Source organism: Paenibacillus flagellatus, assembly GCF_003217775.1.
Lineage (GTDB): Bacteria > Bacillota > Bacilli > Paenibacillales > NBRC-103111 > Paenibacillus_AB > Paenibacillus_AB flagellatus.
Window position 1 is genome coordinate 148,619 of sequence record NZ_QJVJ01000009.1, and the last position, 15,679, is coordinate 164,297.

14 protein-coding genes are annotated in these 15,679 nt (G+C 61.5%); 7 read left to right on the forward strand and 7 right to left on the reverse strand.

All coding sequences use genetic code 11. The features are described 5' to 3' along the window. The first annotated feature begins 17 nt into the window (after nucleotides 1-17). The 4 genes from DLM86_RS20255 (at nucleotide 18) to DLM86_RS20270 (ending at nucleotide 5,381) form a co-directional block, all read left to right on the forward strand. On the forward strand, nucleotides 18-851 hold the full coding sequence (locus DLM86_RS20255) for a DUF2935 domain-containing protein (RefSeq protein ID WP_110841880.1): 834 nt from the start codon (nucleotides 18-20) through the stop codon (nucleotides 849-851). Nucleotides 852-987: 136 nt separating this feature from the next. Next, on the forward strand, nucleotides 988-3,345 hold the full coding sequence (locus DLM86_RS20260; RefSeq protein ID WP_110841881.1) for an ATP-dependent DNA helicase: 2,358 nt from the start codon (nucleotides 988-990) through the stop codon (nucleotides 3,343-3,345). A gap of 385 nt (nucleotides 3,346-3,730) precedes the next feature. Beyond that, nucleotides 3,731-4,168, forward strand: coding sequence for a DUF1641 domain-containing protein (locus DLM86_RS20265; protein ID WP_110841882.1), 438 nt, complete (start codon nucleotides 3,731-3,733; stop codon nucleotides 4,166-4,168). Between the two features lie 34 nt (nucleotides 4,169-4,202). Further along, nucleotides 4,203-5,381, forward strand: a complete 1,179-nt coding sequence (locus tag DLM86_RS20270; RefSeq protein ID WP_110841883.1) for an NAD(P)/FAD-dependent oxidoreductase — start codon at nucleotides 4,203-4,205, stop codon at nucleotides 5,379-5,381. Between the two features lie 55 nt (nucleotides 5,382-5,436). On the opposite strand, the gene DLM86_RS20275 is transcribed toward DLM86_RS20270, so the two are convergent. Then, the gene (locus DLM86_RS20275) at nucleotides 5,437-6,498 is read right to left on the reverse strand and encodes a YeiH family protein (protein ID WP_110841884.1); all 1,062 of its coding nucleotides are present in this window, start codon (nucleotides 6,496-6,498) and stop codon (nucleotides 5,437-5,439) included. Between the two features lie 130 nt (nucleotides 6,499-6,628). On the opposite strand from DLM86_RS20275, the gene DLM86_RS20280 reads away from it, so the two are divergent. Next, nucleotides 6,629-7,522: a LysR family transcriptional regulator gene (locus DLM86_RS20280; protein WP_110841885.1), complete on the forward strand. Its 894-nt coding sequence runs from the start codon at nucleotides 6,629-6,631 to the stop codon at nucleotides 7,520-7,522. Between the two features lie 34 nt (nucleotides 7,523-7,556). Here DLM86_RS20280 and DLM86_RS20285 read toward each other — a convergent pair whose 3' ends face one another. From DLM86_RS20285 to DLM86_RS20310, 6 genes are all read right to left on the reverse strand, one after another. Then, nucleotides 7,557-8,015, reverse strand: coding sequence for a hypothetical protein (locus tag DLM86_RS20285; protein WP_110841886.1), 459 nt, complete (start codon nucleotides 8,013-8,015; stop codon nucleotides 7,557-7,559). Between the two features lie 16 nt (nucleotides 8,016-8,031). Continuing rightward, complete coding sequence (locus DLM86_RS20290) at nucleotides 8,032-8,793, reverse strand: hypothetical protein (RefSeq protein ID WP_245954746.1); 762 nt, start codon at nucleotides 8,791-8,793, stop codon at nucleotides 8,032-8,034. Nucleotides 8,794-8,957: 164 nt separating this feature from the next. Further along, nucleotides 8,958-10,025, reverse strand: a complete 1,068-nt coding sequence (locus tag DLM86_RS20295) for a potassium channel family protein (RefSeq protein WP_281272178.1) — start codon at nucleotides 10,023-10,025, stop codon at nucleotides 8,958-8,960. Nucleotides 10,026-10,060: 35 nt separating this feature from the next. Beyond that, on the reverse strand, nucleotides 10,061-10,486 hold the full coding sequence (locus DLM86_RS20300; protein ID WP_110841889.1) for a PadR family transcriptional regulator: 426 nt from the start codon (nucleotides 10,484-10,486) through the stop codon (nucleotides 10,061-10,063). A gap of 28 nt (nucleotides 10,487-10,514) precedes the next feature. Next, nucleotides 10,515-12,335 carry an ABC transporter ATP-binding protein gene (locus tag DLM86_RS20305; protein WP_110841890.1) on the reverse strand — a complete coding sequence of 607 codons (1,821 nt, stop codon included), beginning with the start codon at nucleotides 12,333-12,335 and terminating at the stop codon, nucleotides 10,515-10,517. Nucleotides 12,336-12,351: 16 nt separating this feature from the next. Next, the gene (locus tag DLM86_RS20310; protein ID WP_110841891.1) at nucleotides 12,352-12,942 is read right to left on the reverse strand and encodes a PadR family transcriptional regulator; all 591 of its coding nucleotides are present in this window, start codon (nucleotides 12,940-12,942) and stop codon (nucleotides 12,352-12,354) included. Between the two features lie 446 nt (nucleotides 12,943-13,388). On the opposite strand from DLM86_RS20310, the gene DLM86_RS20320 reads away from it, so the two are divergent. Together DLM86_RS20320 and DLM86_RS20325 are read left to right on the forward strand one after the other, a co-directional pair. Further along, nucleotides 13,389-14,744 (forward strand): dicarboxylate/amino acid:cation symporter, encoded by a 1,356-nt coding sequence (locus DLM86_RS20320; protein ID WP_110841893.1) that lies wholly within the window; start codon nucleotides 13,389-13,391, stop codon nucleotides 14,742-14,744. 190 nt (nucleotides 14,745-14,934) lie between these two features. Continuing rightward, nucleotides 14,935-15,525 carry a TVP38/TMEM64 family protein gene (locus DLM86_RS20325; protein ID WP_110841894.1) on the forward strand — a complete coding sequence of 197 codons (591 nt, stop codon included), beginning with the start codon at nucleotides 14,935-14,937 and terminating at the stop codon, nucleotides 15,523-15,525. Nucleotides 15,526-15,679: the final 154 nt, after the last annotated feature.

Sequence of the window (15,679 nt, forward strand, 5' to 3'; positions counted from 1 at the left end):
GAAGGGGGAGCCGTCCGATGGCGAACGGTCAGCCGCCGATTACGGTCTGGGAGGAGCATGCGTTTTGGCTGGAAATCTTGGGCGACCATGCCATATTCGTCCGCGATCATTTGTCGCCCGAGGAGAAGAAGTGGATTGCCGCGGCGCAAGGGTATATCGACGCCTTCGCCCGGCTGGCGGGCCGGCTGCGGAACGTTCCGACCGACCGGGACGCGTCCTCGCCGGAGATGATCGCCATGGCCGGCGAGATCGGTCCTGTCGCCTACGGCTATTTCCAGCTGGAAGGGCATATTCAGCGTCTGCGCATTTTTAACGAGGTGCGGATCAATTTGTCGCCGACCTATTTCAACGGCACGTTGAACGAGAACCAAGAATATTTGCGGCTGCTGCAGGCGTACATGCAGGGCAAGCTGCCCGAGCCGCTGCCGCTCGTGGAGCTGCTCGATCTGTGGCTGGAGGATCAGCTCGGCCACGCGGTGCTGCTCCGCAACGTGCTCGACCCGGTAGAGGCGGGACTTCTCCGGGAAACCGACCGTTACGTGGAGACGTTCTCCGCCCTGATTGTCCAGAACCGGCAGATGAAACGATACCTTCGCTTCTCGCCGCCGGGGATGCCCCGCGAGCGGCTGCTTGCCAAGGATGCGGGGGAAGCCGCGATCGCGATGAACAAGTTCATCCGGCTCGTCGTCTCCCGGTACGAAGGGACGACGCTGCTCAACAAGACGACGCTCCGGTTTCTGGAGCATCATTTTCCCGAAACGTGCTACTTCCTCCACGGGCTTAGCCGCTTCGATCCGGAGCTGGCGAAGGAAGCGTTCCCCTGTTCGCTGCGCAAGCCGTCGTTCGCCTGAGAAGGGACGGCGGACAGATTCACACTCCCGGACCGGGAGTTTTTTTGTTGCATGCGAGGCGAACGTATGTGTGGTATAGTGGAGAAAAACGCGCGCCGGTCGGACCGGCGCCGGAGCAACCGGCGGAGGGTCGGACATGACGGACAGGATCGACATATCGGTTCGCGCCTTGGCGGAGTACGCTCACCGGAGCGGAAGCATCGAGGCCGGCTTCCGGACGGCGGCGGCGCTCGTCGAAGGCACGAAGGCGCATCGCGCCGTTCAAGAGACGTACCGCGAGACCGACCGGAAAGAAGTGTACGTCTCGGGCGAAGTCGAGCACGAGGGCATCGTGTTCCGGATCGACGGAAGGTGCGACGGGCTGCTTGCGGACGAGGACGGCGCGATCGCGACCGTGGACGAAATCAAATCGACGGCCGGCGATTGGAGCGCCGCCGAGAGCGAGGGGGCACCCGTCCACTGGGCGCAAGCCCAATGCTACGCGTACCTGTACGCGCGAGCCGAAGGCTTGCCCGGCATGCGCGTCCGGCTGACGTACGTGCACCGGACGTCCGGGGAGCAGCGAAGGTTCGAGCGGTCGTACGCTTTGGCGGAGCTGGAGGCGATCGTCCGCGAGCTTGTCCGCACGTACGCTCCGTTCGCGGCCGTGCAAATACGACATGCCAAGCTTCGCGATGCGAGCGCGAAGGCGCTGTCGTTTCCTTATGCGGACTATCGTCAAGGCCAACGCCGCTTCGCCGGGGCGGTCTATACGGCGATCGCGGAGCGAAAGCGGCTGTTCGCCCGGGCGCCTACGGGGACGGGGAAGACGATCTCGACGCTGTTCCCCGCCGTGAAGGCGATCGGCGAGGGCGTGCTGCAGCGCTTTTTTTATTTGACCGCCAAGACGACGACACGCGCGGCGGCGGAGGACGCCTTTTCGCTTATGGAGTCGAAGGGGCTGCATCTGCGGCGGGTGACGATCACCGCCAAAGAAGCGATCTGCTTCAAGGAGGAGACGCGGTGCGACAAAGCGTATTGCGAGTACGCCGACGGCTACTACGACCGGATCAATGGTGCACTGCTCGACCTGCTCGGCTCCGAAATCGCCATTACCCGCGAAATCGCGGAAGCGTACGCCCGCAAGCACCGGGTTTGTCCGTTCGAGATGTCGCTAGATGCGGCGTATGCGGCCGATGCGATCGTATGCGACTACAACTATGTCTTCGATCCGCGCGTGTCGCTGAAGCGGCTGTTCGAGGAGCAGAAGCGGCATGCCGCCGTGCTCGTCGACGAAGCGCACAATCTGGTCGACCGGGGGCGGGACATGTTTTCGGCCGAGCTGACGAAGGCTCCGTTCGTTGAACTGAAGAGGTTTGCGAAAGGACGCAACCGCACGCTCTACGAGGCGGTCAAGGCGGTCAACGACTGGTTGATTGCGCTGCGCAAAGGGCAAGGAGACGAACGCGTCTTCACGTCTGCGGAAGCGCCGGCCGAGCTGGTCGGCTTGCTCGAGACGTTCGCGGAGGAGGCCGGACGGGAGCTGGCCCGTTCGCCTGCCGACGAGACGACGAAGCTTTTGACCGACGTGTACTATGCCGCCCAGAACATGATCCGCACCTCGGGATATTACGACGAGCGGTTCGTGACTTATGCGGAATTCGCGAGAAACGACGTCCGGCTCAAGCTGTTCTGTCTCGACCCGTCGATGCTGCTCCGTCAGGCGGTCAAAGGGTACCGTTCGCTCGTCGCGTTCTCCGCCACGTTGTCCCCGCTCGGCTACTATCGGGACATGCTCGGAGGCGAGGCGGACGATTATACGATGTCGATTCCGTCGCCGTTCGGGAAGGAGCAGCTGGAGGTGTACGTCCTCCCGCTGTCGACCCGTTACGCGGACCGCGGCCGCTCGGTCGCACCGATCGCCGCCATGCTGCATGAGCTGATGGGCAAAAGGCCGGGCAACACGCTCGTCTTCTTCCCGTCGTACGAGTATATGAACGCCGTATACGAAGCGTATGAGGAGAAGCCGTCCGACGTACGGACGCTTGTCCAGCGCAGCGGCATGGCCGAGGAGGAGCGCTCGGCGTTTCTCGAAGCGTTTCGCGAGGAAGGGGAGCAGCCGGTAATCGGGTTCGCGGTGATGGGGGGCGTGTTCTCGGAAGGGATCGATTTGACCGGAAACCGGCTGACGGGCGTCGTCGTGGTCGGCGTCGGTCTGCCCCAGGTCGGGCTGGAGCGGGAGCTGATCAAGCGGCAGGCGGACGAGACGGGGAGGAACGGCTTCGACTACGCCTACCGCTATCCGGGCATGAATAAGGTCATGCAAGCCGGCGGAAGGCTCATCCGGACGGAATCGGACCGGGGGACGCTCGTGCTCGTCGACGACCGGTTCGTGCAGCCGGGCTACCGGATGCTGCTTCCGGACGAGTGGAGGTCCGGGACGGTTTGCCGCACGATCGGGGAGGCGATGTTCGGGACGACATCGGCGGAGGAAGATGGAGGAACCGGAGGATGATTGTTCTTCCGGGAGAGGCGGGGTTTGTCGGTTCCGCCCTCCTTTTCAGCGGACGGACACAAAATGTTCACAATTGTCGAAAATTGATTTTTCTCTAATTTTCGGATCGGGGGTATAATAAGAATCACATAGGGTTCGTTTCATACCTGTTCCTGCTCTTGATCGGGAAGACTGCAGTTCCGGCAGAACACCTGTGATGACGACACGGATGCGAAAGCATCCTCATTCGGGCATTGCTTGTGAAAAATGGAACAATCGCTCCGAATCAAGCTTTTCAAAGCCATCATCCGGATTTCTTGCTAAGACGACAAGACGTCTGCCTTGCTTGAACAGGTATCGGGAAACAGCGGGCTTCTATTTTCAAAGCAAAGGAGGACGTTTACTTATGTCAGAAACATCCGCGCAACAAGTTCTTGCTCCCGTGGAAGCCGCGACGGCTCCTACGACCGACGTGCTCGATCAATTGATGAAGCCGGAGGTGCAGCAATCGCTAACGGTGCTCGTCGACAACTTGCCGAAGCTGGCGGAGATGGTCACCATCTTGACCAAAACGTACGATCTGGTGCAAAACGTCGTCACCGACCGCGTCCTGATCGAGGATCTGAAGGGCGGCTTCGACGAAATGGTCCGGCCGATCACCGAAAAAGCGAAAGGCCTCGCCTCCGCCGCGATCGAAGCCGGCGACCGCTCGCAAGCGGAGTCGGGTACGATCGGGCTGTTCGGGCTGCTCAAAATGCTGAAGGATCCGCAAGTGCAGCAGACGCTCCGTTACGCGCAAGCGTTCCTGGAAGTGCTCGGCGAACGTCGGAACCAACAAGGTTAATTAAGGACGCGTACATTCAGGACGGAGGATGAGTATGTCGAAGCAAATAGTAATATTGGGCGGCGGGTACGGCGGTTTGCTCGCTGCATTGACGACGCGCAAATATATGTCGGCCGAGGAAGCGACGATTACGATCGTGAACCGGTTCCCGACGCACCAAATCATCACCGAGCTGCATCGTCTGGCCGCGGGCAACCTGTCGGAGAAGGCGGTGGCGCTGCCGCTCGAGAAGCTGCTCAAGGGCAAGCAAGTGAACCTGATGGTCGACACCGTGCTGGAAATTTCCCCCGACAACAAGCAAGTGAAGCTGGCGGGAGGCGCTTATCTTCAGTATGATCTGCTCGTCGTCGCGCTCGGCAGCGAAACGGCGTTCTTCGGCATTCCGGGACTGCAGGAGCACAGCTTCACGCTGAAGTCGGTCAACGACGCGAACAAGCTTCGCGCCCACGTCGAAGCGCGCATCGAAGCTTACAGCATCTCGAACAACAAGGCGGACGCGACGTTCGTCGTAGGCGGCGGCGGCCTGACCGGCATCGAGCTGGTCGGGGAATTCGCCGACATGCTGCCGCAGCTGTGCCGCAAGTACGCGGTCGACTTCAACGACATCTCGCTCTACTGCGTGGAAGCGGGTCCGTCGATTTTGGCCGGCTTCGCGCCGGAATTGGTGCAGCGCGCCCAGTCGAGCCTCGAAAAGCGCGGCGTGAAGTTCCTGATCGGCGTCGCGATTACGGAAATGAAGGAAACGTCCGTTTCCTTGAAGGACGGCAGCTCGATCGAGACGAATACGCTCGTCTGGACCGGCGGCGTACAAGGCAATGCGGTCGTAGCGAACTCGGGCATCGAAGTGAACCGCGGACGTGCTACCGTCACGGAAAGCTTGCAATCGACGTCGCACCCGGACATTTTCCTGGCCGGCGACAGCGCGGTCGTCATGAGCCCGGAAGGACGCCCGTACCCGCCGACGGCGCAGCTCGCTTGGCAAATGGGCGAACTGATCGGCTACAACATCTACGCGTACTTCAAAGGCGCGACGATGGAGTCGTTCAAGCCGGTATTCTCCGGTACGCTTGCGAGCCTCGGACGCAAGGACGCGATCGGCACGATCGGCGGCAACCAAACCCGTCTGAAAGGCTTGCCGGCTTCGCTGATGAAGGAAGCGAGCAACATCCGGTATTTGTCGCATATTAACGGCGTATTTACGCTGGCGTATTGATCGTAGGACCGCAAAAAGGCACCCGGAACGGGTGCCTTTTTGCATGGGTGCCGTCTTATGCCGCGAAGAACGCGAGCACCGACAGCAGCACCGACGTGACGCTCATGGCGAGCAGCGGGCGAAGCGCCTTGGAGCGGAGCCGGCGCAGGTCCACGTTCAGCCCGAGACCGACCATCGCCATCGCCAGCAGCAGCGTCGTCGCGACCGACAAGCCGTCCGCCAAGCCGGCCGGGAACGGAACCCGTACGCCCAGCACGTAGCTGCCGATGACGCTGGCCGCCATAAATCCGAGCAAAAACAACGGGAACTCCGGCTTGACGCCCGATTGATGCGAGCCCGACCGCTTCCTCCAGGCGATGAGCACAAAGCAGAGCGGGACGAGCAAAAATACCCGCCCGAGCTTCGCGAGCAGCGCCGCCGCGAGCGCGTCCGGTCCGGCCGGCTCGGCGGCCAGCGCGACGTGCGCGAGCTCGTGCAGGCTGACGCCGGCCCAACCGCCGTATGCGGCCGCGTCGAGCGGCAGAAGCGGGCGCAGCAGCGCATAGGCGACCGCGAAGACGGTGCCGACGAGCGCGATCATCCCTGCACCGATCGCCGTGTCTTCCTCCTTCGCGTCCACGATCGGCGATACCGCCGCGATGGCGGCCGCCCCGCAGACGCCCGTTCCGATGCCGAGCAGCAGCGACAAGCCGGCGTCGGCTTTGAGCCGTCGGCCGAGCCATACCGTAAGCGCGATCGAGAAGACGATCGCGGCGGCGTCCCGGGCGAGCAGCCCGATGCCGTCGCGCAGCACCGTGTCGACGTTCAGCTTGAGTCCGAACAGGACGATGGCGGTCCGCAGCAGCGTTTTCGAGGAAAAACGGATACCCGTGCGCAGCGGCTCCGGGTAACCGTGAAAATGACGGTACGCGACGGCGATGCCGATCGCGCACGCCAGCGGCCCCGCCCGGTCGAAGCCCGGCAAGCGGGCCAGCCCCCAGCCGAGCAGCGCCAGCGTCAGCGTGAAGGCGACGCCTGCTATCCATAGGCGGGCGCGCGACGGCTGTTCCAGTCCCGGCCTCGGTCTGCCATAATCGATCGTTTCCATTGCCAGTGGCGGTGTCGATTGCACGTTCATTCGTCCGCACCTCCGTTTTCGTTCTATTCCAGCATACGCGCGGCATTGAAATAAGGGAAATAAATCGTTATGATGATTTGCATAAGTAAACGGTTATGGAAGGGCGAGAATCGGGCGCGGAGGGAATCGAATGGATCAAGCGCTGATCGTATTCATTGCGGTGGCGGAAAAGAAACATTTTACGAGGGCGGCGGAGGAGCTTCATATGACACAGCCGGCGGTCAGCCAATATATCCGGGCGCTGGAACGGACGGTCGGGACGCGGCTGCTGGAGCGGGACCGGAAGCAGGTGCGGCTGAACAAGGCGGGGGAGATCGTCTACCGGCATGCCAAAGAGATCGTCGGTCTGTACGGCCGCATGCAGTCGCTCGTCGACGATTTGCTGCACCAGGCGAGCGGCCGGCTTGCGATCGGGGCGAGCTACACGTTCGGCGAATATGCGCTGCCGCGGATCATCGCCCGGCTGCAGTCGTTGTATCCGTCCGTGAAGCCGGCCATCTCGATCGGCAATACGAAGGACATTTCCGAGGCGGTCGCTGCGGGGGAATTGGATATCGGCGTCGTCGAAGGCGAATTCCCGCACGAGCGGCTGCGCATCGAGCCGTTCGCGGAGGACCGGATGCACGTCGTCGCCATGGCCGGCCATCGGCTGGCGCAGACGGAGCGGGGCAGGCTCGGCATCGACGAGCTGGCGGACGAGACGTGGATCGTCCGGGAATCGGGATCGGGGACGCGCAAGGCGACCGAGTCGATGTTCGCGCGCTTCGGATTCGAGCCGCGAAGCCGAATGGAGTTCGGCAGCACTCAGCTGATCAAGGAATCGGTGGAGGCCGGGCTCGGCGTCTCGCTGCTGTCGGGCTGGGCGATCCGCAAGGAGCTGGCGCTCGGTACGCTGCGGGTGCTGGACGTCGCGGGAACGCCGGTGTCGCGGCAGTTTTACGTCGTCATCCCGGCCGCCGACTTCCATACCCGGGCGACGGAGGTGTTCCGCGAGCTGCTGCTGCGCGAAGGGGCGCATCCGTAATCGGCGGCGCTACGCTTGGGCGCCGGACGGCGCATTACTGCGGTTCGGGCAGCCGGCCTACCGTCATCGCCCGGTACCGCCACATGATCCGGCGAACCGGATTCGACAGCTCCTCCCGGCATTGGACGATGATCGTCACTTCCGGCAGCCGGGAAGGCGGCTTGCGTCCTTCGCTTTTTTGAACGGCCTTGAACGTGCCGAAGCCTGCGGCGAATCCGATCACGGTGGAGATCAGCCCCCAGATGAGCGGTCCCCATGCGAGCCGGAAGCCGACGCTCGTCCCGATGACGCAGCATGCCGTCGCGCACGCCATGCCGGCTTCGATCGGCTTGCGGTTCTGCTCGCCGGAGACGTCCGTCCGCACGAACGATTCCTTCGGATCGGCGTCCATCGGGACGACCATCATATATCGGCGCTCGATCCCGGTTTGCTCGAGCTCGGCCAGCGCCTGCTCCAGTTCGAACGAATGCTCGAACGTGCCGATGATCAACAACGTGCTTCCCCTCCCGCTATGGAAAAATACGAACGTCGGAATGCCGGTATCGTTCCGCGAAATGCTGGCGCTGCTCGATCCGGAACAGCCGGTTGTGCTCGGAGGCCGTCGAGTACGCGTGGTATACCGCTCCGCCCATGACGGAAGGCATGAACAACAGCCAGTGCGGGTGCAGCATGGCGATCGAATCGGCGAGCCGGCCCTGGAGCAGTGCGATCAACGATTCGTGGGAGCGGGACAGCCCCATGTACACCCACCACCAGAACATGCCGTAAAAAGCGAGACAAAGTCGGTGATTGTACAGCTGTCCGAGCCCGGGGAAGAAGAAGGAGCTGACGCTTGCGGCGAACGGGCTTTTGGGCTCCAAATATTGAACCTCCACAGGGTGCAGGGCGAACCGGTTGATTCGAACGTTCTCCGCTTCGGCCAGCGCGATGAGCTTGTTCTGGACGACGGCCGACCGGTAGCTGTCCCAGATGGCGAACAAATAGATGATGACATAACCGAACGTCCAACGAGGCGCGATGGTCGATTTGGCCAGCTCGAACTGTCCGCAGAACGAGTACACCATCCCTTCGTTGATCCGGGCCAGCGTGTTGATGACGACCTCCGACAACGTCAGCAGGATGCCGCGGAAGTATTGGTTCAGCACCATATGACCGAAGCCCGGAAACGCGGCGGACCACCAGGCGACCATAAACGGATTTTGCCTTTGCAAATAACTGACGCCGAAAAAGCTGACCATCGCCCGCGGCGTCCGCTTACCGCGTCTATTCACGGCCGTCCTCCCGTCCCGATTGGTAAATATATACACACGGTCGATCGTTCGACTTCCATAGTATGTAAATGGACGGCGCGTTCGATACGCCGGACGGCAAACGAAATAACCGTCCTCCCGAGAAGGAAGGACGGCACCATGGCGACGACGGTTCGGCCGAGCGCTTAGCCGGTCAACCGCCGGTACGTCTCTTGATCGCAGACGACGAACAGCCGCGCATCGGCGGGGATCGTCTCGTCCAGCCGGCGGTTGATGTCGAGCCGATCTCCGTCGGCAATCAGCGTAGCGCCCTCGCGAAGCAGCTCGTCGAACGCGTCGCGGTACGTGATCCAGTTCGGCTTCTTGCCGATCCGGTGCAGGTCGCCGGCATCCCGGCGGGTCAACAGCTGCGAGACGAGCTTCGAGGCGCCCGGATCGAAGGCGGAGCGAACCGCTAGCTGGGAGACGGTTTCCGAGCCGACGATGAATTCATCGACTTTTACATGGGTGAAAGAAGGGATGTTCTCTCGTTCCCGCACCTCGACGATCGTATGGAGATGGCCGAAGTGGCGCTCGATCGTCGTGGCGATCAAGAGCGTCTTGCCGTCGATGAAGGCGTTGTCGCGGAGGACGTGCTGGTGCTCCGTCGTCTCGTCGGCGAAGATGAATACCGCCCTCGCCTCGGCCAGGTTCGCCCGCTCCAGCGTTTCGCGCTGCACCGGGTTGCCTTGGACGTAATGGACCCGGTCCAGATCGACGGGCGTTTTCGCCAACTGGGCGATCAGTACGATTTCGGCGGACGGGTCGCTCGTCGCGATTTCCTGGATGGCGAGCTCGGCATGCTTGCTCCAGTCGATCATGACGAAATGGTTGCTGCCCTTGTAGCGCAACTTGCCTTCCTCCTTTTTGCGGTTGTAGGCGAAGACGAAGTCGATCATCTTGCTGATGACGATCGAGATCAGACTGATGCCGAACAGGTACAGGAAAACGCCGAGCAGCTTGCCGGGAACCGTTTTCGGGTAAAAGTCGCCGTAGCCGACCGTCGTTACGGTCGTCATGACCCACCAAAAGCCGTTGAACGGATGCTGAAACGTATCCGGCTCAAGCAGCCAGGCGAGCAATGAGCTTAGCAGGAGCAGCAGGGCGGCCGCCAAGAAGACGACGCGGTTGCTCATGCGGATAATCCGGATTAAAAGTTTGCTGAAAAATAGCATCCCGTTCCACCGCCGTCGGTTAATGGGTTCGTAAAGCATCGGTCGTATAGGGCGAATTATACCATAAGAGCGGATCAGGCGCTTCGCGAACGGGATCGAGCGCGCGAGCCGATCCAACCGACGACGATCGCGAGCGCCGCCAGCAGCGGAAGGCAGACGAGGGCGGTCTTGTCGTTGAGCGAGTCGGTGCGGACGCTGTACACGAGCAGCCCGGGCGTATCGCCTTCGCCCATCAGCTTGCTGTAAAAGTCCCACGCAAAGTGAAAGCCGATCGACAGATAAAGCGACTTCGTCGCTTGATACATCAAGCCCATGACGAGGACGTTCGTCGTGGCGAGCCCTTCCTCGACGAGCTTTTTCAGGTTCGGGTAAATTTGACCGTAGCTTTCGCTCCAGAAGTGGCTCAGCTGCTGCTCGATCCGGCGCTTGACGTCGTAGCCGGAGTGAGGGCCGAACGCGAGAAGGCCGAGCAGGGCGTAATAGCTTTTGTTCGTTCGCATGCGATAACGTCAGCGTCGGCTTGTCGACTTACCCGGCCGGGCTATCCCCGGCCTCCTCCTGCGGAAACTGCAGGTCGTGCAGCTTCTTGTACTTGCCGTTGCGCGCCAGCAGCTCCTCGTGCGTGCCGGCTTCGGCGATCGAACCACCGTCCATGACGACGATCCGGTCCGCCGACCGAATCGTGGAGAGCCGGTGGGCGATGACGAGGCATGTGCGTCCGGCGAGCAGACGGGACAGCGCCTCTTGGATCAGGTGCTCCGACTCCGTGTCGAGAGAAGCGGTCGCTTCGTCGAGCACGATGAGGCGGGGGTTTTTCAAAATCGCGCGGGCGATCGAGATGCGCTGCTTTTGCCCGCCGGACAGCTTCACCCCGCGCTCTCCGATCTCGGAGTCGTACCCGTTCGGGAACGACGCGATGAACTCGTGCGCATTCGCGGCCCGGGCCGCGGCGGCGATCTCGTCGTCGGTCGCCTCCGGCTTGCCGTAGCGGATATTGTCCCGCACCGTGCCGTTGAACAGGACGATGTCCTGGGAGACGACGCCCATCTGCTCCCGCAGCGATTTCAGCGCGACGTCCTTCAGGTCCAGCCCGTCGATGACGATCGAGCCGGCTTGCGGATCGTAAAACCGGGCGATCAGATGGGCGACCGTCGATTTGCCCGCTCCCGACGGACCGACCAGCGCCGTCACCTTGCCGGGCTCGATCGTCAGGTCGAAGTCGCGCAGCACCGGCACGTCGGGGCGATAGGCGAAGGAGACGCCGCGGAATACGATATGCCCGTTGACGGGCGGAAGCGGCACCGCATCGGCTTTCTCGACGACTTCGGGCTTCGTCTCCAGCACCTCGACGATTCGCTCGTAGGCGGCGGCGGATTGCTGGATCGTGTTGAGGATGCGGCTGAAGTGGCGGATCGGATTTTGCAGCAGACGAAGGTAAGCGAGGAAGGCGACGATCGCCCCGACCGTCAAATCGCCCCGGATCGTCTGCCAGGCGCCGAAGATCAGGACGGCGACCATGCCGACGTAATTAAGCAGGTCGATGACGGGCTCGTAGATCGCCCGCAGGCGAACGGTGCGCAAGTTCGCCTTCATATTCGTCTCGCTCCGCTCGGCGAACCGCTCCAATTCGTAATCCTCGCTCGCGAACGACTTGATGAGGCGGATGCCGGACAATGTGTCCTGCAAATGGTTGCTCACTTCGGCGACCGATTGCTGAACCGTCTTGAACGAAGCCCGGATCCGCTTGCTGAATTTCCGCGTCGTATAGAGCATGAGCGGGAACGTAGCGAGCATGAGCAGCGTCAGCTGCCAGTCGACGTACAGCATATACAAGGCGATGGCGAAGAAGGTGAAAGCGTCGGTCAATATTTGCATCATGCCCGAGGAGACGAGCTGCTGGAGCATATTGACGTCGCTCGTCACCCGCGACATCAGATCGCCGGTGCGGTTGCGGTCGAAGAACGCCATGTCGAGACTCTGCATATGGCGGTACAGCTCGTTGCGCAAATCGTACACCGCGCGCTGGCCGACGGTGGCCATCGTGACGCTGCTTAAATAGCCGAACAAGCCGAGCAGCAAAGCCGTGCCGAGTATCGCCGCCCCGATCCAGGCGAGAGCGCCGGTATCGCCGTCCGGAATGACGCGGTCGATCGTATGCCGGGTCAGCTGGGGGATGACGAATTCGAGCAGCGAGTTCGCGACGAGGCAGACGAGCGCCAGCAGCATAAGCGCCCAATGCCCTTTGACGTGAAAAAACATCCGCTTGTACATATGGCGAACGGTACGGTCGCGGCTTCTCGGGCCCGGTCGGGCTTCGGCCGCTTCGACGGTCCGTCGTCGGGATTCCATGGCCGTCACGCTCCTCTCATAAGACGGGGCCGCTTCGGGCGTCCCGGCCGCCGTCTTCGGCGTCCCGCCGTCCCTCCGCACGGGCCTCCGCCAGCATCGCCCGCAGCTCCCGGATCGCCCCGTCCAAAAAGCGCTGATACCGGGCCGCGCTATCCGGGTGAACCGCCGCCCGCTTCTCCGCCTTCGTCATGAGCCGGATGAGCTCGAAGCCGTCGGCGAGCCGCCGTTCGCGCGGAGGCGCCGAATCCGCGTCTTCCCGCGGGCGATCGTCCCGCTGCCGCCAGTCGTGCAGAGCGGCTTCGCCTTCCGCGGTCGGGCGGTAAATCTTCTTGCCGTCCGCCTCCTCCGATACGATCCAGCCGCGGTCTTCCAGCATCGCGAGCGTCGGGTAGATCGAGCCGGCGCTGGGCGTATAGTGTCCGTCGGAACGCTCCTCGAGCGCCTTCATCATCTGGTACCCGTGCATCGGCCCGCCGGACAGCAGCTCGAGCAGGGCGAATTTCACGCTGCCGCGGCCGAAATACCGTCTGCCGGGGCCCCCTCGGCCTCCCGAGCGGAAAGCGCCGCCGCCGGATGCGCACGGTTTGCCGGAATCGGAATCATGCATATCGTCTTACCTCCATGTTAGATTACGATACTCGAATACGATATATATCGTTAAAATAAACGATATATCGATAAAGTGTCAATCGTAAAAAGGAAAGCGAATTCGCAGCAGCGGCGAATGAGGGGCGGCGGATCTGGAAACGTTACCTATAAGCGAGGCGGAAGCAGGCGCCGCGAGCGGGGACGAACGGACAACGCCCGTCTGGCGGCTCTTGTCATCTTTGACCCGCACGCCCAATACAATACAAGTAGGAAACGGTTTCACGACAGGGCGGTATTCATACGCGAGGGGGTGGCGAATGATGCCGAAACGATCCGACTTTATTCCCATAAAATAGAAATGCAAGAGAGAAAGAAAAAAACGATTGACAATATTGTGAACCCGGGAGTATTGTTATGTACATAATTCCTATCCGTTAGGTCGGGTTAAAAAGGAGATGCATCAGCTTGAAGAACAACTTGTGGACGGCCTTGGAAACGAACTGGGTCAGCCTGCTAGTCTCCATCGTCATTATCGGCGTCTTGTACTTCATGGCGAAAAAGCGGATCGGCTTCGGCTATCGGGTGCTGATCGCGCTTGGCCTCGGCTTGATCGCCGGTATCGTATTCAACAGCTACAAGCTCGATTACAAGAGTGTGAGCACGATCGGAACGATTTACGTCAACCTGATCAAAATGCTCGTCATGCCGCTCGTCTTCGTGCTCGTCATCAACAGTATCGCCCAGCTGTCCAGCATCGGCCAGCTGCGCAAAATCGGCGTGAAGACGATCACGTGGTTTCTCGTCACGACGGGGATCGCCGCCATTATCGGCTTGATCATCGCTCTGATCGTCGATCCGGGATCCGGTATCGAAGCGGCGGTACCGAAGGATTACAAGCCTCGCGACATTCCGACGTTCTCGCAGGTCATTCTCGACCTCGTGCCGTCCAACCCGGTCAGCGACGCCGCCGGCGGCAAAGTGGTGCCGGTGCTTATCTTCGCCGTCTTCGTGGCGATCGCGATCATTCACGTCGGCTCGAAGAAGCCGGACGTCGTCGCACCCGCTAAAGCGCTTATCCAATCGCTTGCGCAAATTATGCACCAAGTCGTCAAATACGTCATCCGCCTGACGCCGTACGGCGTATACGCGCTTGTCGGCGCGATGGCCGCCCGCTACGGGCTGGAGACGCTGGCGCCGCTCGTCAAAATTATCGTGGCGTCGTACATCGCGCTGATTCTGCACTTCGTCTTCGTGTTCGGCGGACTCGTGTCGCTCGTGGCGAAGGTGAATCCGATCAAGTTTTTCAAGAAGGCGTACCCGACGGTCGCCGTCGCGTTTACGACGAGGAGCAGCTACGCGACGCTGCCGGTCAACCTCGAAGTCATCACGAAGCGGCTGCGCGTATCGCCGCGCATCGCGAGCTTCGTCGCTCCGCTCGGCGCGACGATGAACTTCAACGGCTGCGGCGGCATTTGGCCGGCGATCGTGGCGGTGTTCGTCGCGAAGGTGTATAACGTGCAGCTCGGGCTGTCGGACTATATCGTGCTCGTCCTGGTGGCGGTCATCTCCTCCATCGGCGTAGCCGGCGTACCGGGGCCTGCGACGATCTCGACGACCGTCGTGCTGACGGCGCTCGGCCTCCCGCTCGAAGGGATGGGGCTCGTCATCGCCGTCGAATCGGTCATCGACATGGGCCGTACGGCCGTCAATGCGACGGGTACGACCGTCACGTCGCTGCTGGTCGCGAATGCGGAAGGCGAATTCGACCGCGCCTCCTTCGACCGCGACGAGGAAGATCCGCTCGAGACGAGCGTCGCTTAACGATCCAAGAACCGTCCGGAGGCTTCCCCGGACGGTTTTTTTAAGCCTCCGTCAAGAAGAGGGTGCCGTGGGGTGCCGCGGGGCGCAACCCGACCTGCGGACGGGGCCGAACGCGACCGAGGGCGGATTTGCTTTTGCTCGTTCCCGGATAGTATAGTGGTAGTATCTATACAGGGGTGGAACGAATCGGATGATCGGAAGCGTGGATTTGTCGGCGATGACATGGGAAGACGTGGAGCAGCTGCTCAACCACTTCGAGTCGCTCGGGCCGCTGCCCGGCTTTTTCGCGGCTTGGCTGGAGTCGCTGCTGCCGTTTTTGCCGTTGGTTGCGATCTTGATCGCCAATGTGAATATATACGGACTCGGGGAAGGGTTTCTTATCTCTTGGCTCGGCGTCTTTTGCGGCGCGCTGACCGTCTTTTGGCTCGTACGCCGGTTCGGGGGCAGGCTGCGCCATTTCGTGGAGCGGAAGAGTCCGCGTTCGACGAGGCTGATCCACTGGCTGGAGCGGCACGGCTTCATGCCGATTTTCCTGCTGTCTTGTTTCCCGTTTACGCCGTCGTTTCTGGTCAATATCGTATCCGGCATCTCGAAGGTGCCGTTCCATACGTTCGTGACGGCGACCGTGCTCGGCAAGGGCGTGATGATCCTGATGGTGTCGTTCGTCGGCTACGATCTGGTCGATCTGTTCAAGCAGCCGTGGAAGCTCGTGCTCGTCATCGGCGTGTTCGGCTTGATGGCCGTAACCGGGCGCAAAATCGAGTCGAAATATTTCAAATAAGAAGCGGAAAAGAGGGCCCTCCATGCGGAGAGGCCTTTTTCGCATACGCCGGCGCCATAAGCCGGATTCTCTCGCCTGCAGGCATCTCGGGACGTCACGGGATGAGATGATAATTCGGCCAACGGTTGTCGCAATTTCAGGCGATTTGGTACAA

Bases quoted from the DNA above. Each gene is read 5' to 3' on its own strand.
- DLM86_RS20300 (WP_110841889.1), bottom strand. From the start codon at position 10,486: ATGCGAACGAACAAAAGCTATTACGCCCTGCTCGGCCTTCTCGCGTTC.
- DLM86_RS20275 (WP_110841884.1), bottom strand. From the start codon at position 6,498: ATGAACGTGCAATCGACACCGCCACTGGCAATGGAAACGATCGATTAT.
- DLM86_RS20310 (WP_110841891.1), bottom strand. From the start codon at position 12,942: ATGCATGATTCCGATTCCGGCAAACCGTGCGCATCCGGCGGCGGCGCT.
- DLM86_RS20305 (WP_110841890.1), bottom strand. From the start codon at position 12,335: ATGGAATCCCGACGACGGACCGTCGAAGCGGCCGAAGCCCGACCGGGC.
- DLM86_RS20265 (WP_110841882.1), top strand. From the start codon at position 3,731: ATGTCAGAAACATCCGCGCAACAAGTTCTTGCTCCCGTGGAAGCCGCG.
- DLM86_RS20270 (WP_110841883.1), top strand. From the start codon at position 4,203: ATGTCGAAGCAAATAGTAATATTGGGCGGCGGGTACGGCGGTTTGCTC.
- DLM86_RS20260 (WP_110841881.1), top strand. From the start codon at position 988: ATGACGGACAGGATCGACATATCGGTTCGCGCCTTGGCGGAGTACGCT.
- DLM86_RS20325 (WP_110841894.1), top strand. From the start codon at position 14,935: ATGATCGGAAGCGTGGATTTGTCGGCGATGACATGGGAAGACGTGGAG.
- DLM86_RS20280 (WP_110841885.1), top strand. From the start codon at position 6,629: ATGGATCAAGCGCTGATCGTATTCATTGCGGTGGCGGAAAAGAAACAT.
- DLM86_RS20255 (WP_110841880.1), top strand. From the start codon at position 18: ATGGCGAACGGTCAGCCGCCGATTACGGTCTGGGAGGAGCATGCGTTT.
- DLM86_RS20295 (WP_281272178.1), bottom strand. From the start codon at position 10,025: ATGCTTTACGAACCCATTAACCGACGGCGGTGGAACGGGATGCTATTT.